This is a genomic window from Mesorhizobium sp. B2-1-3 (assembly GCF_006442495.1).
Taxonomy (GTDB): Bacteria; Pseudomonadota; Alphaproteobacteria; order Rhizobiales; family Rhizobiaceae; genus Mesorhizobium.
Genome location: NZ_VFWL01000021.1, coordinates 69,121 through 88,266, shown reverse-complemented (window position 1 = coordinate 88,266; position 19,146 = coordinate 69,121). Strand labels below are relative to the sequence as shown.

Annotated in this window: 18 protein-coding genes and 1 pseudogene; 7 read left to right on the top strand and 12 right to left on the bottom strand. The window is 63.3% G+C overall.

All coding sequences use genetic code 11. From position 1 onward, the window contains the following. Positions 1-28: 28 nt before the first annotated feature. The 6 genes from FJ973_RS26920 to FJ973_RS26895 all read right to left on the bottom strand — a co-directional run bounded on the left by FJ973_RS26920 (position 29) and on the right by FJ973_RS26895 (position 6,131). A complete protein-coding gene (locus FJ973_RS26920; RefSeq protein ID WP_140558468.1) occupies positions 29-1,441 on the bottom strand; it encodes a pyruvate dehydrogenase complex dihydrolipoamide acetyltransferase in 1,413 nt (470 codons plus the stop codon). 3 nt (positions 1,442-1,444) lie between these two features. Next, positions 1,445-2,443, bottom strand: a complete 999-nt coding sequence (locus FJ973_RS26915) for an alpha-ketoacid dehydrogenase subunit beta (RefSeq protein ID WP_140558466.1) — start codon at positions 2,441-2,443, stop codon at positions 1,445-1,447. Continuing rightward, the gene (locus FJ973_RS26910; protein ID WP_140500625.1) at positions 2,443-3,471 is read right to left on the bottom strand and encodes a thiamine pyrophosphate-dependent dehydrogenase E1 component subunit alpha; all 1,029 of its coding nucleotides are present in this window, start codon (positions 3,469-3,471) and stop codon (positions 2,443-2,445) included. Before FJ973_RS26910 ends, FJ973_RS26915 begins: the two co-directional genes overlap by 1 nt. Positions 3,472-3,473: 2 nt before the next feature. Beyond that, entirely contained in the window at positions 3,474-4,802 is a 1,329-nt protein-coding gene (locus FJ973_RS26905) for an NAD(P)H-dependent oxidoreductase (RefSeq protein WP_140525493.1), read from the bottom strand. 247 nt (positions 4,803-5,049) lie between these two features. Further along, positions 5,050-5,226, bottom strand: coding sequence for a hypothetical protein (locus FJ973_RS26900; RefSeq protein ID WP_246674866.1), 177 nt, complete (start codon positions 5,224-5,226; stop codon positions 5,050-5,052). Between the two features lie 116 nt (positions 5,227-5,342). After that, entirely contained in the window at positions 5,343-6,131 is a 789-nt protein-coding gene (locus tag FJ973_RS26895; protein ID WP_140517914.1) for a 3-hydroxybutyrate dehydrogenase, read from the bottom strand. A gap of 88 nt (positions 6,132-6,219) precedes the next feature. Here FJ973_RS26895 and FJ973_RS31495 point away from each other — a divergent pair. Beyond that, positions 6,220-6,344 (top strand): annotated as a pseudogene (locus FJ973_RS31495) (acetoacetate decarboxylase family protein); the annotation flags it as partial. 55 nt (positions 6,345-6,399) lie between these two features. On the opposite strand, the gene FJ973_RS26885 reads toward FJ973_RS31495, so the two are convergent. After that, the gene (locus FJ973_RS26885) at positions 6,400-6,969 is read right to left on the bottom strand and encodes a TetR/AcrR family transcriptional regulator (RefSeq protein ID WP_140558464.1); all 570 of its coding nucleotides are present in this window, start codon (positions 6,967-6,969) and stop codon (positions 6,400-6,402) included. Positions 6,970-7,114: 145 nt separating this feature from the next. On the opposite strand from FJ973_RS26885, the gene FJ973_RS26880 reads away from it, so the two are divergent. Continuing rightward, positions 7,115-8,428: an efflux RND transporter periplasmic adaptor subunit gene (locus FJ973_RS26880; protein ID WP_140500621.1), complete on the top strand. Its 1,314-nt coding sequence runs from the start codon at positions 7,115-7,117 to the stop codon at positions 8,426-8,428. Further along, on the top strand, positions 8,425-11,508 hold the full coding sequence (locus tag FJ973_RS26875) for an efflux RND transporter permease subunit (protein ID WP_140525490.1): 3,084 nt from the start codon (positions 8,425-8,427) through the stop codon (positions 11,506-11,508). The genes FJ973_RS26880 and FJ973_RS26875 overlap by 4 nt, the downstream gene beginning before the upstream one ends. Before the next feature lie 155 nt (positions 11,509-11,663). On the opposite strand, the gene FJ973_RS26870 is transcribed toward FJ973_RS26875, so the two are convergent. Beyond that, positions 11,664-12,128: a L,D-transpeptidase gene (locus FJ973_RS26870; protein WP_140525489.1), complete on the bottom strand. Its 465-nt coding sequence runs from the start codon at positions 12,126-12,128 to the stop codon at positions 11,664-11,666. Positions 12,129-12,341: 213 nt separating this feature from the next. Then, positions 12,342-12,563 carry a hypothetical protein gene (locus FJ973_RS31050; protein WP_181167427.1) on the bottom strand — a complete coding sequence of 74 codons (222 nt, stop codon included), beginning with the start codon at positions 12,561-12,563 and terminating at the stop codon, positions 12,342-12,344. 326 nt (positions 12,564-12,889) lie between these two features. Between FJ973_RS31050 and FJ973_RS26860 the strand changes: the two genes are divergently transcribed. Further along, on the top strand, positions 12,890-13,057 hold the full coding sequence (locus tag FJ973_RS26860) for a hypothetical protein (protein WP_140558462.1): 168 nt from the start codon (positions 12,890-12,892) through the stop codon (positions 13,055-13,057). A gap of 80 nt (positions 13,058-13,137) precedes the next feature. Here the strand turns inward: FJ973_RS26860 and FJ973_RS26855 are convergent, their stop codons facing one another. After that, the gene (locus FJ973_RS26855; RefSeq protein WP_140558460.1) at positions 13,138-13,839 is read right to left on the bottom strand and encodes a response regulator transcription factor; all 702 of its coding nucleotides are present in this window, start codon (positions 13,837-13,839) and stop codon (positions 13,138-13,140) included. 45 nt (positions 13,840-13,884) lie between these two features. Here FJ973_RS26855 and FJ973_RS26850 point away from each other — a divergent pair, with 45 nt between their 5' ends. Together FJ973_RS26850 and FJ973_RS26845 are read left to right on the top strand one after the other, a co-directional pair. Next, entirely contained in the window at positions 13,885-14,658 is a 774-nt protein-coding gene (locus tag FJ973_RS26850) for a response regulator transcription factor (protein WP_181167426.1), read from the top strand. A 160-nt stretch (positions 14,659-14,818) separates the two neighbouring features. Beyond that, positions 14,819-16,906, top strand: coding sequence for a sensor histidine kinase (locus FJ973_RS26845; RefSeq protein WP_181170962.1), 2,088 nt, complete (start codon positions 14,819-14,821; stop codon positions 16,904-16,906). A gap of 130 nt (positions 16,907-17,036) precedes the next feature. On the opposite strand, the gene FJ973_RS26840 is transcribed toward FJ973_RS26845, so the two are convergent. Next, positions 17,037-17,447: a hypothetical protein gene (locus tag FJ973_RS26840; RefSeq protein ID WP_140558459.1), complete on the bottom strand. Its 411-nt coding sequence runs from the start codon at positions 17,445-17,447 to the stop codon at positions 17,037-17,039. Between the two features lie 2 nt (positions 17,448-17,449). Continuing rightward, positions 17,450-17,824, bottom strand: coding sequence for a hypothetical protein (locus FJ973_RS26835; protein ID WP_140558457.1), 375 nt, complete (start codon positions 17,822-17,824; stop codon positions 17,450-17,452). A gap of 62 nt (positions 17,825-17,886) precedes the next feature. On the opposite strand from FJ973_RS26835, the gene FJ973_RS26830 reads away from it, so the two are divergent. After that, positions 17,887-19,089 carry an aromatic ring-hydroxylating dioxygenase subunit alpha gene (locus FJ973_RS26830; RefSeq protein WP_140558455.1) on the top strand — a complete coding sequence of 401 codons (1,203 nt, stop codon included), beginning with the start codon at positions 17,887-17,889 and terminating at the stop codon, positions 19,087-19,089. Positions 19,090-19,146: the final 57 nt, after the last annotated feature.

The following is a 19,146-nucleotide window of genomic DNA, read 5'->3' as shown; positions in this document are numbered from 1 at the left end:
ATTCGACGCCTCCTCACGTCAACGTGACCTACACCAGCATGCCCATCGGGTTCTCGATCAGCTTCTTGAAGGCGACCAGCAGTTCGGCGCCCAGCGCTCCGTCCACGGCGCGATGGTCGGTCGACAGCGTCACCGACATCACCGTGGCGATTTTGATCTCGCCGTTCTTGACCACCGCCCGCTCCTCGCCGGCGCCCACTGCCAGGATCGTCGCATGCGGCGGGTTGATGACGGCGGCGAAATCCTTGATGCCGAACATGCCAAGATTCGACACCGCCGTGGTGCCGCCTTGATATTCCTCCGGCTTCAGCTTGCGGCTGCGCGCGCGGCTGGCCAGGTCCTTCATCTCGTTGGAGATCACCGACAGCGTCTTTTCATCCGCCTTGCGGATGATCGGCGTGATCAGGCCGCCGGGGATCGACACCGCGACGCCGACATCGGCATGCCTGTGCTTGACCATGGCGCTTTCGGTCCACGAGGCATTGGCATCCGGCACCGCCTTCAACGCCATGGCCATCGCCTTGATCACCATGTCGTTGACCGAGAGCTTGTAGGCGGGCGCCTCGCCCTTGTCAGTCTTCTTTCCCGGTGCGGCCGCATTGAGCTGCGTGCGCAGCGAAAGCAGCGCATCGAGCTCGCAGTCGAGCGTCAGGTAGAAATGCGGGATGGTGGTCTTGGCCTCGACCAGCCGGCGCGCGATGGTCTTGCGCATATTGTCATGCGGCACCAGCTCGTAGGAACCTTCCTCGAACAGGCGCAGCACGTCCCCCTCCCCCTTGAGGGGAGAGTGGCCGGCCGCAGGCCGGTCGGCTGGGGTCGCTTCGACGGGGCTCGGCGCAAAAGCGGTGCCTTCTGAGGCGACCCCCTCCGTCCGCTTCGCGGACACCTCCCCCTCGAGGGGGGAGGAGAGTACCGCATCGATATCCGCCTTCACGACGCGGCCATGTGGGCCTGTGCCTGATATGCCGGAGAGATTCAGTCCTCCTTCACGAGCCAATCGACGCGCCAAGGGTGTAGCGCGGGGTTTCCCCTCCCCCTCGAGGGGAGGGTGGCCGGCCGAAGGCCGGTCGGGTGGGGTCGGTTCGACCGGGCTCAGCGCGAGGGCGGTGCCTTCTGAGGCAACCCCCTCTGTCGACTTCGTCGACATCTCCCCCTCAAGGGGGGAGATTGGCGCCTTGTCCTGCTTGGCCCCGTAGCTTTCATCATCGGCATAGATCCACGCAACCGGCGCTCCGACTGGAATATCGACGCCTTCCTTGCCGGAGACATCGCGCAGGATGCCGCTGGCCGGCGCGTCGATTTCCATCGCCGCCTTGTCGGTCTCGATCTCGAACAGCACGTCGCCCTTCTTGACCCGGGCGCCTTCCTCGGCGAACCAGCGCGAGATCTGTCCGGTCGCCATGTCCATGTCGACCTTGGGAAGAATGACTTCGGTCGGCATGTCTCAGCGAACCCCTCTCACGAGGTCGCGGGCGGCGGTGATGATGCCGGGAACCTGCGGCACCGTCGCCTTCTCCAGCTCCGGATTGTACGGGATCGGCGTCTCCGCGCCGCCCAGCCGCACGATCGGCGCGTCGAGATAGTCGAACGCCTCGCTCTCGGCGATCATGGCGCTGACTTCCGCGCCGATCCCGAGCGTCTTGACCGCTTCATAGACGCACATCAGCCGCGACGTCTTCTTGACGCTGTCGATGACGGTCTGCTTGTCCATCGGCCGGATGGTCCTGAGGTCGACGACTTCGACGTCGATGCCTTCCGCCTCCAGCGCGGCCGCGGCGTCGAGCGCCTTCTGCACCATGATCGAGGTGGCGACGATGGTGAGATCGCGCCCTTCGCGGCGGATATCGGCCTTGCCGATCGGCACCGTGTAGTAGCCTTCCGGAACCGGGCCCTTCATCTTGTAGAGCAGCTTGTGTTCGAAGATCATCACCGGATCGGGATCGGCGACGGCAGCCAAAAGCATGCCCTTGGCATCGTGCGGCGTCGCCGGCTGGATGACCTTCAGGCCCGGCACATGGCCGAGCCAGGCCTCCAGGCTCTGGCTGTGCTGCGCGGCGGCACCGGTGCCGGAACCGGCGGGAAAGCGCATCACCACGGGAACGGAAACCTCACCGCCCAGCATGAAGCGCATCTTCGCCGCCTGGTTGACGATCTGCTCCATGGCGAGCGTGGCAAAGTCGGAGAACTGGAACTCGAAGATCGGCCGCATCCCGGTGAGGGCCGCACCCACCGCGACACCCGCGCCGCCCAGTTCCGAGATCGGCGTATCCATCACCCGGTCCGCGCCGTAGCGCTCGACCAGATCGCCGGTCACCTGGAAGGCGCCGCCATAGACGCCGATGTCCTCGCCCATCAGGAAGACGCGTTCGTCCATGTCCATGGCGATCGCCATGGCTTCCTGGATCGCCTGGGCGTAGCTCAGTTCACGCACCATCGCGTCCATCACGCCTGCTCCGTATACACGTAATTTCCGGTCTCGCTGACATCAGGCGACGGGCTCGCCTTGGCGAACTCGATGCCGTCGGCGATTTCCTTGGCCACCGCTTCGCGGATCGCCTCGATGCCCTTGTCGTCAATGAACCCGAAGTCGCGCAGCTCGCTTTCGAACAGGGTGATCGGATCGCGGTTCGACATCCAGTCCTCGATCTCCTCCTTGGTGCGATAGCGGTTGCGGTCGCTCTTGGAATGGCCGCGATGGCGGTAGGTCTTGGACTCGATCAGCGTCGGCCCCTCGCCCGCGCGTGCGCGCTCGACGGCCTTGTAGGACGCCTCGGCGACCTCCGAAAAAATGTTGCCGTTGACGATGACGCCGGGCATCGAATAGGCGGCGGCGCGCTCGGCGATGTTCTTGACCGCGGTCGAGCGGGCCGTCGACGTCGACATGCCGTAGCCATTGTTCTCGCACACGAAAATCACCGGCAGCTTCCAGATCGCCGCCATGTTCAGCGCCTCGTGGAAAGCGCCCTCATTGTTGGCGCCGTCGCCGAAGAAGGAGACCACGACCTTGCCGGTCTTCATCATCTTGGAGGAGAGCGCCGCCCCGACGGCGATCGGAATGCCGCCGCCGACGATACCATTGGCGCCCAGATTGCCCTTGGCCACGTCGGCGATGTGCATCGAGCCGCCGCGTCCCTTGCAGTAGCCGGTGGTCTTGCCGAAGAACTCGGCGAACATGCGCTTGACCTCGGCGCCCTTGGCGATGCAGTGGCCGTGGCCGCGATGCGTCGAGGTGATCTGGTCATCCTCGCCGAGCGGCATGCAGATGCCCATGGCGCTGGCTTCCTGCCCGATCGACAGATGCATGGTGCCGTGGATGAGGCCGCGCGTGTAGCTCTCCTCCGCGCCCTCTTCGAAGCGGCGGATGAGGTACATCTTGTAGAGCACCTGTCTGAGCTGCTCGGCGCTGTACTGGCGATAGACGAAGGGCAGGTTGGCGCGGCTGTCCGCGACGGCTTTGCTGGCTGCGGCCATGATCACACCTCCACGGTTCCGTAGACGAGCTTGTCCTGGCGCGCGCGCAGTTCGGCGATCTTGGAGCCGGGAGCCGGGGCGGCATTGGCGTAGGTGATGAGCTCGCCCTTCTTGATCGGCGCCGTCACCGAACCGCCTTGCAGCAGACCGCAGGGAATGGCCCTGGCGGCATGTGCTTCCGGCGCCGTCATGATCCAGGCGCGGTAGCAATATTCGCCGATCGCATCGAGCTTCTCGCCCGGCTTCATGTCCTTCTTGGCCACGGCTGCGACTTCGGCCACCGGCTTTGCCAGCGGCACCATGTCGGCCTTGCCGTAGAGCACGACGCGGGCGCAGGTCAGGGGCACTTCGAGCGAGGTCAAATGGTAGGGCCGATGGAAGGTGAAGTACGGGCCCTTGCCCATCTTCAAATCTTCCATGCGCTCCGAAATGCGCGGATGCGACATGTCGGCGACGACGAACACGCCGGGCGCGACACCCTTGCCGATCGAATAGTCGACGACGCCGACCTTCGACAGCACGCCGCCGTCCTTCTGCGGCACCAGCACCTTGGACAATTCGCCGAGCGTCGCCGCCGGACCATGCATGCCGGCCTTGTCGGGCACCAGCCCGGTGGCGTTGGCGATCGCCGCCATCTCGACCATGGTCTTGGAGCCGTCGACGAACTCGACCAGCATACGCACATTCATGTGCCGGCGCTTGGCTTCCTCTTCATAGTCGGGCGGCGTGGCGTCGATGTTGAGCGGATTGTTCTTGCCCTTGCCGGCGGCGACGATCGGATGGCCCATGGCCGAGACGAATTCGATAAGCTCCATGCAGGAAGACGGCTCGTCGCCGGCGCCCAGCGAATAAGTGACGCCGAGCCGGTCGGCCTCGCTCTTGAGATAGGCGCCGATGGTGACGTCGGCCTCGACATTCATCATCACCAGGTGCTTGCCGTGCTCCATGGCGCGCAAGCCGATCTCGGCGCCGACGGCGGGAACGCCGGTGGCGTCGATGACGACATCGATCAGGTCATTGTTGATGACCAGGCTGGCGTCGTTGGTGACCGCCACCTTGCCGGCCTCCATGGCGGCCGTCATCGCCGAGGCGTTCGACACTTCGCGCGCATGCCCGGTTTCCTGGAAGGCGATATCCACGGCCTTACTGGCGGCGGGCAGGTTCAGCTCGGAAATGGCGCCGATCTCAATACCGGACATATGGGCGACGCGGGTGACGATGTCGGTTCCCATCTCGCCCGAACCGATCAAGCCGATGCGGATTGGCTTGCCCGACTTGGCCCGCACCTCGAGATCACGGGCAAGGCCCGTCAACGAAACATTGGAAGCCATACCGCTCATTCCTCCCGTAATGCTGCTATTCAATCACCTGACGGGTATTGAACATCTGTATTTCTGTCAAGACTAATGTCCAGATTTGATGCGCTTTTGCAGCACTTCCCAGCATCACGAGCAAGATGGGAAAGCCGGCAAATCCGACAACCAAACGGCTCGCGACGGTTCGACGCATTCGGGCCCGGAAAAACTTCAACCGTGAGCGCGCTTGATGGCGAGAGAAGGGGCGCCCCCTGCTTAAGTGCTAGCCAACCGGAAAATCGTGGAAATGGATGATGGTGCTGACCGGAATGCCGCGCCATTTGCCGGCGATCAGCCGGTGGACACGTCCGGCGAAGATGTGACGGACACTGCCATGGCGTTGGAATAGCTCTTGAAGGGCATTGGCGTCGGTTAGCGTGACCTCGTCGAGCACCGGCATGTGGATGCCGAACGGCGGGTGGTGCATAAACAGGAGGACCGACCGGTCCTGTGCCTCTTGCAACCGCTTGCCGGCGCCTGCGGCATCAGCCGGGAACAGAACCCCTCGCCTGGGCTCTATTGTGCCGTCCAGCCGCCGTCCATCGGCAAGGTCGTGCCGGTGATCTGCCTGGCTGAATCCGAGCACAGGAACAGCGCCAGGGCGGCAAGGTCCTGGACGGCGACGAATTCCTTTGTCGGCTGTGCGGCCAGAAGCACATCGCGCTTGACCTGTTCCTCGGTCATGCCGCGCGCCTTCATCGTGTCGGGGATCTGCTTCTCGACCAGCGGCGTCCAGACATAGCCGGGCGCGATCGCGTTGACGGTGATGCCGTCCTGCGCGACTTCCAGCGCCACCGTCTTGGTCAGGCCTGATATGCCGTGCTTGGCCGAGACATAGGCGGATTTGAACGGCGAGGCGACGAGCGCATGAGCGGAAGCCGTGTTGATGATGCGGCCCCATTTGCGGCTCTTCATGCCAGGCAGCGCCGCTTTTATCGCGTAGAAGGCCGACACGAGGTTGATGCGGATGATCGCTTCCCATTTGTCGTCCGGGAATTCCTCGATCGGCGCGACATGCTGGATGCCGGCGTTGTTGACCAGGATGTCGAGGCTGCCGAACGCCTCTTCCGCCTCATGCACCATGGCGCTGACCGCCGCGCCGTCCATCATGTTGGAATCGGAGTAGCGGCATTTGACGCCGAAATCCTTCTCGATGCCGGCGCGCTCCTGCTCGATCGCCGTGGCCTCGCCCAGGCCGTTGATGGTGAGATTGGCGCCTTCGGCGGCGAAGGCGCGGGCGATGGCCAGGCCGATGCCGCTGGTCGAGCCGGTGACGAGCGCATTCTTCGAAGACAGGGAACCCATGGGTGATCTCGATATGGTGGGAGGGAACACGAAAGATAGGGCGCGGTCTTGTGCGCCGCAACATGACGATGCCACAGCCATATATCCGCGCATGCCCGACTCGACCGGCTTCGGCGACTACACCGAGACCGGTCACGTCATTCCGGTGCGCTACAAGGCCAGCATGGCAACTATGTCCACTCGATGTACCTCGACGACGCGCCGATCACCGGCGCGAGCGCGGTTTTCCTCCGGAATTGCCTGGAAACCGAACCGCCCTGATGGTCCGTCAGGGTCGCTTGGCCCGGGCAGGGCCAACATCGGGCGACCCGGCGATTTCCAGCAGAGACGACACCAGCAATTGCCGCTCGTCTGGGGAAAGCACATCCGCGTCGAACAGATTCATGCTGCGCAGGCCCTCGATGGCGAGATAGCAGACCAGCAGCGATTTGAGATCCGGCGTCTCGCTCTTCAGTCGTTGGAAGAGTTGTCGCTTGAACGTCTTTATGGGCGACATGAAGTCCGGATCCTCGGCGATCGCCGAAAATATCCACGACGCCGATGGCTGCTTGTCCTCGCAATCCTTGGCCGAAAGCCTGATGTAGACGGCGAGCGGATTTGCGCCATTGTCGTTGCTGCTGGCGGTCTCCAGCGCCTGCTCGAACTCGCGCAGATAGCCTTCGACCAGGCCCTGCATCAATTTGGCCTTGGTCGGGAAATTGTAGAGCAGTCCGCCCTTCGATACGCCGGCGCGGCTGGCGATGGCATCCAGGGACAGGCTACCGGGGCCGGATTCCCGTGCGACGTCCGCCGCCGCAGCGAGAATCCTCTCGCGCGAGTTCGTTCGTTGGGCTTTCATGGCGCCTCCCATCGCAAGCTTAGGCCCAATTGACAAGACCGTCCAGACGGTACAGTAAGACCGCGGTCATTTGAAATCGGGGCCCGCAGTCGATATGTGTCCCGATATCCGCGCTTCGCGCCGGATTTCGACTGAGGGGACTTCCTTGTTCAAGCGCATACTCCGTTTCGTTATCATCATTGTTGTGTTGGCCGTGCTCGTCATCGTGGTCGGCGGCATCGTCGGGTTCAATTTCCTGCGTGACAACGGCATCAAGCAGTATTTCGCCACGATGAAGCCGCCAGCGGCAACCGTGTCGACAACTATCGTCAAGCCGTCGAACTGGACGCCGGGCATCGAGGCGATCGGCACGGTCCGCGCCGTGCGCGGTGTCGACCTGACGGTTGAGACCGCCGGCATCGTCAAGGAGATCCCCTTCCATGCCAACGAGAAAGTGGCGGCCAATGCGGTGCTGCTGCAGCTCGACGACGCCGTAGAGCGTGCCGATCTCGCGGCACAGAAGGCGCAGGCGGCGCTCGATCAGACATCGCTGACCCGTGCACTCGAACTGACCAAGCGCGGTGTCGGCTCGGACTCGACCTTGGACACCGCACGTGCGGCCGCGTCCGCCTCGGCATCCCAGGTCAACAGGCTTCAGGCAGTGCTCGACCAGAAGCAGCTGACGGCGCCCTTTGCTGGAACCGTCGGCATCCCGAAGATCGATCTAGGCCAATATCTGGCGCCCGGCACCGCCGTGGTGACGCTGCAGGATCTCGACACGATGCGGGTCGACTTCACGGTTCCCGAACAGCAACTGCCGCTGCTCAAGATCGGGCAGACGGTTCGGCTCGGCCTCAGCGGCGGCGACATGCCTTTTGCCGGGACCATTCGCGGTATCGATCCCAAGATCGACCCGTCCAGCCGGCTGGTGAACATCCGGGCGGAAGTCGCCAATCCCGAAGGCAAGCTGACCCCCGGCCAGTTCGTGCAAGTGCGTGTCGAACTGCCCGAGGAGCAGAATGTGCTGGCGCTGCCGCAGACGGCGCTGACCACCAGCCTCTATGGCGACTACATATTCGTGGTGCACCCGGCAAAGCCCGCCGAGGCGCAGCCGACCAAGCCGGAGACAAACCCCGCCGCGGCGGCGACCGACAAGCCGGCGGACGCCAAGCCCGCGGCCGATGCCAAACCGGCCGAAGCCGCGAAGCCTGCCGCCGATGCGGCAAAACCAGCGGACAAGGCCGCCGCCGATCAGGCCAAGCCGGCCACGGGGGGCGAGCAGCCTGCCCTGGTCCTGTCGCAGGTATTCGTCAAGCCCGGCCGCCGCAACGAGGGCATGGTCGAGATCGTCGAGGGCCTCAAGGCGGGCGATGAGGTTGTCACGGCAGGTCAGAATCGCCTCTTCAACGGCATGTCCGTCAACGTCGACAACACCATCGACCCAACCAAATCGGCGAACAAGCAGGCCGACCAGCAATGAGCGTTTCCGATCTCTTCATTCGCCGGCCCGTCCTCTCCACGGTCCTTGCATGCATGATCCTGCTCCTGGGTTTCCAGGGCATATTCAGCCTGTCGATCCGCCAGTATCCGAAGGTTGACGAAACCGCGATCACCATCACGACGGCCTATCCGGGCGCCAGCGCCGACCTGATCCAGGGCTTCATTTCCGCTCCGATCGCGCGCGCCGTCGCCTCGACCGAGAACATCGATTACGTCACGTCGTCGAGCCGACCGTCCTCCAGCACCGTGACGGTGCAGATGAAACTCGGCTCCAACCCGGACGTCGCGCTGACCGAAGTGCTGTCCAAGGTCCAGGGCGTGCGCGGCACCTTGCCGGACGCCTCCAAGGATCCCGTCATCGTCAAGGGCACGGGCCAGCAATTCGCGATGATGTACATCTCGATGCAGAACCCGAACATGACCAAGGAGCAGCTGACCGAGTATATCGAACGCGTCATCAGGCCCCGCATGTCGACGGTCGAAGGCGTCGCCGACGTGCAGATCTTCGGTGCCCAGGAATACTCGATGCGCGTCTGGATCGATCCGGTCAGGCTCGCCGCGCGCGGCGTGACGGCATCGGAAGTGCTGACGGCGATCAACAACTCCAACTTCCTGTCGGCACCCGGCAACACCGAAAACGAATATGTCGTCTCCTCGATCACCGTGCGCTCGACGCTGCAGACCCCGGAAGCCTTCGCCGAGCTGCCGCTGCGCTCGACCGACGGCAATGTGGTGCGGCTGCGCGATGTCGCCCGCGTCGAACTGGGCGCCGAGAACACCGACACCAGGGTTTCCTTCAACGGCAAGCCAGGCACCTTCCTCGCCATCTTCCCGACCCCGGCTGCCAATCCCCTGACCACGGCGGCGGCGCTCACCAAGCTGGTGCCTCAAATCCAGGAGACGTTGCCGAAGGGCATGACGATCGAGATCGTCTACGACGCGACCGGGCAGATCAGCGCCTCGATCGACGAAGTGTTCAAGACCATCGGCGAGGCCGTTGCCATCGTCGTCGTCGTCATCCTTTTGTTCCTTGGCTCTTTCCGTTCGGTGATGATGCCCATCGTCACCATCCCGCTATCACTGATCGGCGTCTGCTTCCTGTTGTTCGCGGTGGGCTATTCGATCAATCTTCTGTCGCTGCTCGCCATGGTTCTGGCGATCGGCCTCGTCGTCGACGACGCCATCGTGGTGGTGGAGAATATCCACCGCCACATGGAAGAAGACCACATGTCGCCGATGCAGGCGGCCTTCAACGGCATGCGCGAGATCGCCACTGCCATCGTCGCCATGACCATGACGCTGGCCGCGGTGTTCGCGCCATTGGCCTTCACCGGCGGCCTGACCGGCGCGCTGTTCCGCGAATTCGCCGTCACGCTCGCCGGCTCGGTGGTGCTGTCGGGCGTGATCGCCATCACCATCACGCCAATGATGTCGGCGCGCCTGCTGAAGTCCGGCACGCCAGGCCGTTTCCAGCGCATTGTCGACGGCACTTTCGCGCGGGTCGAGCACGTCTATGAGCGGGCCGTCACCGGGTCGCTCAACTATCGCCCGCTGACGCTGATCATCGTGCTGGCGCTTGTCGGGGTGACCGGCTTCATGTTCACCAAGACCTCAACCGAACTGGCGCCGGAAGAAGACCAGGGCTTCCTGCTCTCGCTTGTAACGGCGCCGCGTTATGCGACATCCGATTACACCGAGACTTACGTCAACCAGATGCTCGGTCTGGTGAAGGATATTCCCGAAACGCGGGCGCAGTTCTCGGCCGTCGCGTTCGGCGGCACGACGAACAGTGCGTTCGTCGGTTTCGCCTTCAAGGACTGGGCGGAGCGCAAGCGCAACTCGAAGGAGCTGCAGGCCGACATCACAGCCCGTCTCGCCAAGGTGGCGGGCGTCCAGGCCTTCGTCTTTGCGCCACCGACGCTGCCGGGCTCCGGCGGCGGCCTGCCCATCGCCCTGGTGGTGCGATCGACCGGCGACTCCTCGGAAGTGTACGACGTGGCCGAGAAGATCAAGAACAAGGCACAGGCCTCCGGCCGCTTCATCGTCGTGCAGAATTCGATGGCCTATGACGCGCCGCAGGTGACGGTGACCATCGATCGCGACCGCGCCGCGGCGCTGAACCTGCCGATCGCCGATATCGGCCGGACGCTGACGCTGCTGGTCGGCGGCGCCGAAGTGGCGCAGTTCGACCGCGACTCCAACAGCTACGACATCATCCCGCAGGTGCCGAAAGAATTCCGCGACAATCCCGAAAAACTCGGCGAGTACTTCGTGCGCAGCGTAACGGGCGAGATGGTGCCGCTGTCGGCGGTGGTGAAGATCTCGACCAATGCGTCGCCGGCCGCGATCGAGCAGTTCAACCAGCTGAATTCGTCGACGATCTCGGCGCTGCCGCTGCCCGGCGTCACCACGGGCGATGGATTGAAAGTCCTCGAGGACATAGCCAGGGAGAGCCTGCCCGACACCTTCTTCATCGACTATTCGGGCCAGTCCAGGCAGGAGAAGGAACAGGGCAACACGATCCTGATCGCCTTCGGGGCGGCCGTCATCGTCATCTATCTGGTGCTGGCGGCGCAGTTCGAAAGCTTCCGTGATCCGCTGATCATCATGATGGCGGTGCCGCTGTCGATCTTCGGCGCCATCGTGCCGCTCAATCTGGGCCTCGGCACACTCAACATCTACACGCAGGTCGGACTGATCACGCTGATCGGCCTGATCACCAAGCACGGCATCCTGCTGGTCGAGTTCGCCAACCAGCAGCGCGAGATCCACGGTATGCGGCGACGCGACGCCATCATCGCTTCGGCCAAGGTGCGGCTGCGGCCTATCCTGATGACGACGGCGGCGATGGCGCTTGGCGTGGTGCCGCTGATCACGTCCAGCGGCGCCGGCGCCGCGGCCCGCTATTCGATGGGCCTGGTCATTTTCACCGGCATCCTGGTAGGCACCATGTTCACGCTCTTCGTCGTGCCCATGTTCTATACCTTCATTGCCAGCAAGGACTTGCCCCAGCTGGCCGAGAAGCCGGATCCCAAATTGATGCCGGCATTGCCGAGCTGATGGAAACGGCATTGCCGAACTAACAAAAACTAACAAAGAAAAGAGGCCGAAACGTCCCGGCCTCTTTCTTTGGCTGTGCTCGATTTACCGCGGGAAAATGTTCCGGCGGGAGCCCTGAACGGATATGGCTGCTGTGCCGATCCGTTGCCAGCCAGCTACTTGACGATGACGATGCTGGTGTTGGCCGGCCCGAAGGTTTCGACGAGCTGGTAGAAATCGGCGGCATTGTCGGGATGCAGCCGCACGCAACCATGCGAGGCCGGCCGGCCAAGCCGCTTGATGGCATAGGTGGCGTGCACCGCATAGCCGCCGCTGAAGAACACCGAATGCGGCATCGGCGCGTTGTCGTACTTCTTCGAATACCACATTTCATGCATGCGCGTCGGCTTAAACGAGCCGGTCGGCGTCACATGCGCCCTGTCGCCGGTGGAAACCTTCCAGGCGAAGGCCGGGCGGCCGTCGACCGAGACTTCCATGACCTGTTGCGAAAGCGAGACGCGCGCCACGATCTTGTTGGCGGCATGCGCGGTACCCGTGCCGGCGCCGAACAGAAGCGCCGCAGCCGTCAGGGCAGCGGCGGCGGTGATGTTGATGAGCTTGGCGGAAATAGCAGTATGCATGATGTCCCTCTCTCTGCCGGGCTGGCCGGCCCCAAATTCGATGAGCGGCTTATCCCTGCATCATGTTTCGGAAAGATTTCGTGAAATGCTCGTTTGTGTTTCGAATATGTTTCCTCTGGTTAATGGGCCAAAGTTCCCATATGGCGAACATCGACGCTGTCACCCTGGACAGGAGTAGGCACATAGGTATCCAGCCCGAAACGAAAGTTCGGATTAGCCAAAATTGAAAGGTTGGAGCCCTATTTCGAAACAGAATCTGCAACAAAGCGCATTTTCGGCGGCATGAAGCGGATACAGGCCGTCGGCAAAGTTGACGTAACGAAAGCAGACGGCAACGACCACGGGAACGAAAACGAACATGCGGTCCTGGTTTCTCGGGATCAGCATCGCAGCAGCAGCCATTAGCGTCGCCGGCACGGTTGCCGACGGTTCCATGGCCAGCCTCGCGGCGATGAGTTCGAGTGAGATCTCAACCCTCTATACCGTCCTGTTTTGTGCCACGGTCTGGATTGTTCCAGCCTGCGCATCGTCCGGCTCAAGGCCCACTGGCGGGTTGGCCTTCGGCTGCTGGCATTGCGCGGCCCCTCCGGCAACTTGCTGCTGAGAGGACCGAAGGCCCGCGCCGTGACGGGGGGCTCCGTAGACGGCGCGGGCACTTCGGGAGTTCCTGAAGTATGCCGAGGCGTCACGCGCCCACCCAAGACGGGCGTTGGTCTTCGGAAAACAAGCTGCCGCAACATGATTTACTGGGGATTGACGCAATGAAAACGAAACTTGCAGCTTCGGTGCTTTCGGCACTGCTCTACGCACAGGGCCTGCTCGGCTTTGCCGGGCTCGCCACCGTGCTCTTGAAAGAGCGCGCGCATGCAGGCGAGTTCGCGGCAGGCAGCGACATGCCGCCGGGGCCATCGCTACTGGTGGTGCGCTGAGCGCAGGGCAATCGGGCCCGAGGTGAAACCGGTTTGGAAATCCGATGCTCAACCAGAGGAATTGCGTGAGCGCCCGGCCGTCAATCGGCGAATTGCGCCGGCGGATCGAAACGGTAGCCGGCGCCGCGTATGGTGATGATGGCTTCCGTATCGAGCTTGCGGCGCAGCCGCACGATGCGCGAATCGATCGAGCGGTCGAAAGCGTCGACATTCTCGGCCGGCGCCGCCGCGATTATGTCGTCGCGCGTCAGCACCTTGCGGGGACTGGCCAGGAACAGCCGAAGCAGCGCCACCTGGCCGGGCGAAAGCTGCTCCTCCGTGCCCGAGCGGTGCATGACGATGGCCGACCTCAAATCGACGGTCGCGTTCTCCAACACGATCAGTTCCTGGGCGGCCCTGCCCCGCCGCGTCAGCAGGCCGCCGACGCGGGCGGCGAGTTCCCTGACATTGAGCGGACTTTCGATGACGTCGGCCGCGCCGAGCTCGAGCGCCAGCACCTTGTCGACGAGGTCGCACGGCCGGCAGATCAGGATGAAATCCGGTCCGCCTTCACCGCCCCCGCCTTGGCTGCCATAACGCCTGAGCAGATCACGTCCCTCCGCCTGGCTGAGGCTGTCACCGACGACGACGACGTCGACGCCCTTTCCCGCCAGCATAGATTCCGCTTCCCAGGGCTGGCGCGCCTGACGCACGTCGTGGCCTCGCCGCTCAAGGTGATCGGCGAGTTCGGTCGCCACCACTTCGGCGACGCAGATAAGCCCGATAACGGCGCGTGCAGCCATGTTTTCCAACCATTTCCTGGCAACCCGATATGAGTGCTGGACATCATGTTTATACCCAATCTACTTTCCACCGAAAGTGGGAGCGAGCGCATCGTGCGGGCAAGAATTTTAATTGTCGAGGATGAGCCCGATCTAAGAGAGGCGGTCGCCGAATATCTCGGCGCCGCCGGCTATGACGTGGCGACCGCCGAAACCGCGGCCGCCGCGCGCAGCCTGGTCGAAACGCAATCATTCCACCTCGCCATCCTCGACATCGCCATGCCGGGTGAGGATGGGCTATCGCTCGGCCGCTGGTTGCGCTCGAGACTGCCGATCGGCATCATCTATGCCACCGCCGCCGGCACCGCGCTTGATCGCATCGTCGGACTTGAGCTCGGCGCCGACGACTACATCGTCAAACCCTACGAGCTGCGCGAGGTGCTGGCCAGGGTCCGCAGCGTGCTGCGCCGGGTTCCGCAGCACGCGCCGATGCACGGCCAAAAGGCGAGCGATCCCCGCCGCTCCGTCGCTTTCGGCTCCTTCCAGGCTGATCTCGACGGCAGGCTGGTCACCGGCGCCAACGGCGCGGTGATCGACATGGCCAAGAGCGAGTTCGACGTGCTGGAGGTTTTCCTGACCCGCGCCAACCGGCTGCTGACACGTGCTGCCATTTCCGAAGCGATCGGCCTCACCGAAGATCCGGAATCCTCGCGCGCGGTCGACATTCGCATCATGCGCCTGCGCAAGAAGATAGAAACGGATCCGGCCAGCCCGAAATTCCTGCGCACGGTGCGCGGCGAAGGCTATATCTTCTCGCTGCCGGCCGGCGACGGCCACTAAGTGGGCGCGGGGGATTGCTCCCGCGCCTGTGCTGGTCTGTGGACGGATCCGTCGCAATACTTGTCGCCCAAAAACGCTCTTGGTTTTGGGACAAGGCATAAAAACAAGGATTTGAGACGCGGCGCATGAAATCCGCTTGGCACCGCAACAATGGCTGAAAATGACCGCTGAAGCAGCAGGCACGGACATGCAAGACGGCCGGCAAGGCGCGGCGATGGCGGCCGTGCGCGTGGTGCGGCGGCTGCGCGAGGCCGGCGACTGGCAGCGCGAGATGGAAGCCATACTGGAAACGCTTTGCCGCGCAATGGACTGCCAGCGCGGCATCCTGTTCCGCCTGCGCGAACTGCCCGGCCAGGGATTTGCCCAGTCGGTGGCCGCCTACTGGATCGATCCCGTGGTCGGTGGCGAGCTGGCCTCGCCGACGGTGATCGTGCAGTCGATCATCAACGCCGATCCGCTGCTGGAACGGCTGCAGGAGGATGAACGACAGGGCAAGATTTTCGCCGGCCATACGCGCGACCTCGAGGGCTTCCTGAGAGCCGACTTCGAGAAACAGAGCATTAAGTCGTTCCTGTCGGTGTCCGTATTCGCGCATGGCCACCTGTGGGGGACGCTGGCGGTCAATGACTGTATCGAGGAGCGCGAATGGACCGATGAGGAAGAAGCGACGCTGCATATCATCGCGCTGGCCATCGGCGACGCGATCGAACGCTCGCCCTCCGACGCCCACGCCAGCGAGGTCATCCGCCGCACCATGCTGCAAGCCTCGCTCGATGCCATCCTCGTCATCGACGAGACCGGCTCGATCGTCGAATTCAATCCGGCCGCCGAGAAGATGTTCGGCTTCCTGCGCAGCGATATCCTCGGCAAGGACCTGCTCGACACCATCGTGCCGATCTATTACCGTAAGGGCTATGCGTCGGGGGCCGAATACATGTCCGGCCGCGGCGCGCCAATGGTCGGACAGCGGCTCGAGACGGTGACCCAGAACGCCGCCGGCGAGATTTTCCCCATCGAACTGACGGCGACCGAGATGCGGGTCGCCGACCGCCGCCTGATCTTCGGCTCCATCCGCGACCTGCGCGACAAGCTGCGCGCCGAGGAGGAGATCAACCGCCAGCGCGAGAAGCTGCACCAGAACGAGAAGATGGCGGCGATGGGTTCGCTGCTTGCGGGTGTCTCGCATGAACTCAACAACCCGCTGGCCGTGGTTGTCGCCCAGTCGACGCTGCTGCACGAATTCGCCTCCGATCCGCAGACCAAGGTTCGCGCCGAGAAAGTTCGCGCCGCCGCCGAGCGCTGCGGCCGTATCGTCAAGAGCTTCCTGTCGATGGTCCGGCTGCATCCGACCGAGCGGGCCGAGACGGACCTTAACCAGGTGATCCGCGCGGCGCTCGAGGTGACCGCCTACGGCGCGCGCTCGAGCGGCATCATCATCGACACCGATTTCGCGCCTGGCCCGTTGCTGGCCATGGCCGACGCCGATCACGTCACCCAGGTGGCCGCCAATTTCCTCATCAACAGCCAGCATGCGCTGGCAGGCATAGGCGGCGACCGGCTGATCAAGGTGCGGACCTTCCGCAGCGAGCGCGGCGATCCTGGTTTCTCGGTCGAGGACAATGGGCCTGGCGTACCGGAAGCGATCCGGTCCCGCATCTTCGAATCCTATTTCACCACCAAGCCGGTCGGCGTCGGAACCGGCATCGGCCTGTCGATCTCGAAATCGATCATCGAGCGGCACAATGGCAATGTCTGGTTCGAGGAAGTGCTGCCAAGTGGCGCCCGTTTCGTCGTCCAGCTGCCGGCCATTGTAGCCGGCGTCGCCATCGCCGGCGAGAGCCAGCCGCGATCGAGCGGGCTGCGCCACGCCTTGATCATCGATGACGAGCCCGACGTCGCCGGTTCGCTCTCCGACATACTCGAACTGATGGGCATCAAGTCACGGATCGCGCCCCTCTGGGACACGGCCACAGCCATATTGGCTGGCCACATGCCGCCCGACATCGTCTTTTCGGACCTGCGCATGCCTGGAACAAGCGGCATGACCATCTATCGAGAGTTGCTTGCCGAAAGACCGGAACTGGCGCGGCGTTTCGTGCTGGTCACTGGCGACCTGATCGGCGCCAAGGCCGAAATCGAGGCGCTGCCGCTACTGCAGCGTCCGCAGATCCTGGAGAAACCGTTCAGCACGCTGGATGTGCGCAGCGTCCTGTCCGCCATTGCCGACCAGGTGGTTTCGAAGGGATAGACCGCACCAACCGGTAAAAAAAGCCCCCGGCCGACATGCGGCGGGAGCCGAAGGGAGCGCTGGACGCGCTCGGGGAGCGCCGCGGCACGTTCCAAAGCGGAGCCGCTTCGGAACCATGTTTCAGTCGAACTCAGAAAATATTCGGCGTATTGGTCAGCGGCGCGGCATTGGCGATCATCCGGACCGCACGGGCTTTGTGGGCTCCGGACTGCTCGGCTATGGCCCGCAGGCAGTCGACGCTCTCGGCGCCCCAGGCCTGACCCTTGCAGGCAAAATCGACCATCGGCATCGGCAGGCGTGCGGTTCTGGTGGTGGTCATTGCGCCGCCGACGACGTTGGCCGGTGGATTGAGCGAAGCAAAGGCCGGGCCGACCGTCGGCGCGAACGCCATGCCGGCGAAGGCGCAAGCAGCCAGCGCCATGAACATCGCCATGGGGTGGTCGCTGGCGCGCTGGCGCAACGCCAGCTTCGGGCGGCGGCCAACGCGCTCCGGAGCCTGGGACCGGCGGTCATTGCTGGCAATCTGAACTTTCGCATGCATCATCATCCCCTTCGTTGACTTTCTTTTTTTGATAAAACGAACTTAGTCGCGCTCTGTATCAGCGGAAAGCTGGCGTGAATCTGATATTGTAACCGCCTTGAAACGGCACCCGCGGCAGACCCCACCAACTGGGCATCACGCGCCCGCTTGCCGATCTCGGCTCGGCGGATCGGCAAGCGGGCAAGACGCGCGGCGACGCCTTTTGCCTCGGCTTCCGCCGTGGCAGGATTTGCTTCGAAACCCTGCCGGAACCAAGCTTTGAAACCCGGGCTAACGCCCGGATTCTCCGGGGTTTTCGGGGCCAGCCGTCGCATCGGATTGGATTGAAATCGGCGCGCCAATTTTCTTTCGAAAATATGCTTGTCTCCACAAGCCATTGCATTTCAATGAAAAATATGATTATATTGAACGGATATTCAATAAAAAGAAGAGACGTTTTATGAACCCGCATCTCCGTGACGTGGCCATTCCCAACGATTGGGACCGGCGGGGACTGCCTGGCTGGAGCTACCATTCCGATGCCCTCCTCGAACTCGAGAAGGAGCACGTTTTCCGCAACCATTGGCAAATCGCCGGACATGTCAGCGACATCCCTGACGCAGGCGACTACCTGGCCATGGACGTCGTCGGCGAACGCGCTCTGATCGTGCGCGGCAAGGACGGCGTCGTGCGCGGTTTCAACAATATGTGCCGCCATCGCGGCAGCCGTGTCGTCGCCGACAGCCAGGGCAACTGCAAGAACGCGCTTGTGTGCCCATTCCACGGCTGGGTCTACAATCTCGATGGCACGTTGCGCGGCGCTGCCCGCCCGCGTTCCTTTCCCGATCTCGACAAGACCGAGTTCGGCCTGATGCCGCTCGATCTGGAGGTCTGGATGGGCTTTATCTTCATTCGCTTCCGCGCTGGCGGCCCGCAGCCCTCCGTCGCCGAGCTGATGAAGCCGATCGAGCCCGAATTCTCGCACTACAAGGCCGCCGACATGGTGCCTTCCTGGGGCATCTGGACCCAGAAAACTCCGGTCAACTGGAAGTCGGTGCGCGACGTCGACAATGAGGGCTATCACGTCGCCATGGCGCACCCGGCTCTGCAGGACCTCTATGGCGCGACCTATTTCGACGAACCCTTCGTCAACGGCGTGTCGCGCTCCTTCGCCAGCTACAACCCGCATGCCGGCCGTCGCTGGAGCGTAAGGAACTACGTCAAGATCGCGCCGGAGCCGGCGCATCTGCCGGACTATCTGAAGAAGGCCTGGGTCTATTATGGCATCTTCCCCAATGCCGTCCTCTCGGTGATGCCGGAATCGGTGCAGTTCTATCAGGAGTTCCCGCTGTCGACGGGTGAGACCCTGCTGCGCGGCGCCATTTACCGCTATCGCGACGAAAGCCGCGAGCAGGCTGCGGCCCGCTATCTCTCCTTCCGCATCGACCGCGACACCATGTCGGAGGATGTCCAGCTTTCGGTGTGGTCGAACGAATCCATGCTGTCGGAAGCCTTCGAGGGTTTTTACCTCTCCGACCTAGAATACGGAGTGCGCACCCACCACGACCATCTGCGCAGGCAGATCCCCGTGCTTGGGCTCGAAACGGCGCCGGAGGAGAACGACATGTGGAACTTGAACGACGCGCTGCGGTCGCGTGGATAGGCGACGCCGATAATTGGCGAAACCATCGGTGAGAGCGCTCCTCTCCCCGTCCTATGC

Excerpts from the sequence above, each read along its gene's own strand:
- FJ973_RS26840 (WP_140558459.1), bottom strand. The coding sequence starts at position 17,447 with ATGCATGCGAAAGTTCAGATTGCCAGCAATGACCGCCGGTCCCAGGCT.
- FJ973_RS26860 (WP_140558462.1), top strand. The coding sequence starts at position 12,890 with ATGAAAACGAAACTTGCAGCTTCGGTGCTTTCGGCACTGCTCTACGCA.
- FJ973_RS26850 (WP_181167426.1), top strand. The coding sequence starts at position 13,885 with ATGTTTATACCCAATCTACTTTCCACCGAAAGTGGGAGCGAGCGCATC.
- FJ973_RS26830 (WP_140558455.1), top strand. The coding sequence starts at position 17,887 with ATGAACCCGCATCTCCGTGACGTGGCCATTCCCAACGATTGGGACCGG.
- FJ973_RS26900 (WP_246674866.1), bottom strand. The coding sequence starts at position 5,226 with ATGCCGGTGCTCGACGAGGTCACGCTAACCGACGCCAATGCCCTTCAA.
- FJ973_RS26875 (WP_140525490.1), top strand. The coding sequence starts at position 8,425 with ATGAGCGTTTCCGATCTCTTCATTCGCCGGCCCGTCCTCTCCACGGTC.
- FJ973_RS26920 (WP_140558468.1), bottom strand. The coding sequence starts at position 1,441 with ATGCCGACCGAAGTCATTCTTCCCAAGGTCGACATGGACATGGCGACC.
- FJ973_RS31050 (WP_181167427.1), bottom strand. The coding sequence starts at position 12,563 with ATGGAACCGTCGGCAACCGTGCCGGCGACGCTAATGGCTGCTGCTGCG.
- FJ973_RS26895 (WP_140517914.1), bottom strand. The coding sequence starts at position 6,131 with ATGGGTTCCCTGTCTTCGAAGAATGCGCTCGTCACCGGCTCGACCAGC.
- FJ973_RS26905 (WP_140525493.1), bottom strand. The coding sequence starts at position 4,802 with ATGGCTTCCAATGTTTCGTTGACGGGCCTTGCCCGTGATCTCGAGGTG.
- FJ973_RS26835 (WP_140558457.1), bottom strand. The coding sequence starts at position 17,824 with ATGGCTTGTGGAGACAAGCATATTTTCGAAAGAAAATTGGCGCGCCGA.
- FJ973_RS26870 (WP_140525489.1), bottom strand. The coding sequence starts at position 12,128 with ATGCATACTGCTATTTCCGCCAAGCTCATCAACATCACCGCCGCCGCT.
- FJ973_RS26915 (WP_140558466.1), bottom strand. The coding sequence starts at position 2,443 with ATGGACGCGATGGTGCGTGAACTGAGCTACGCCCAGGCGATCCAGGAA.
- FJ973_RS26910 (WP_140500625.1), bottom strand. The coding sequence starts at position 3,471 with ATGGCCGCAGCCAGCAAAGCCGTCGCGGACAGCCGCGCCAACCTGCCC.
- FJ973_RS26845 (WP_181170962.1), top strand. The coding sequence starts at position 14,819 with ATGACCGCTGAAGCAGCAGGCACGGACATGCAAGACGGCCGGCAAGGC.
- FJ973_RS26855 (WP_140558460.1), bottom strand. The coding sequence starts at position 13,839 with ATGGCTGCACGCGCCGTTATCGGGCTTATCTGCGTCGCCGAAGTGGTG.
- FJ973_RS26885 (WP_140558464.1), bottom strand. The coding sequence starts at position 6,969 with ATGAAAGCCCAACGAACGAACTCGCGCGAGAGGATTCTCGCTGCGGCG.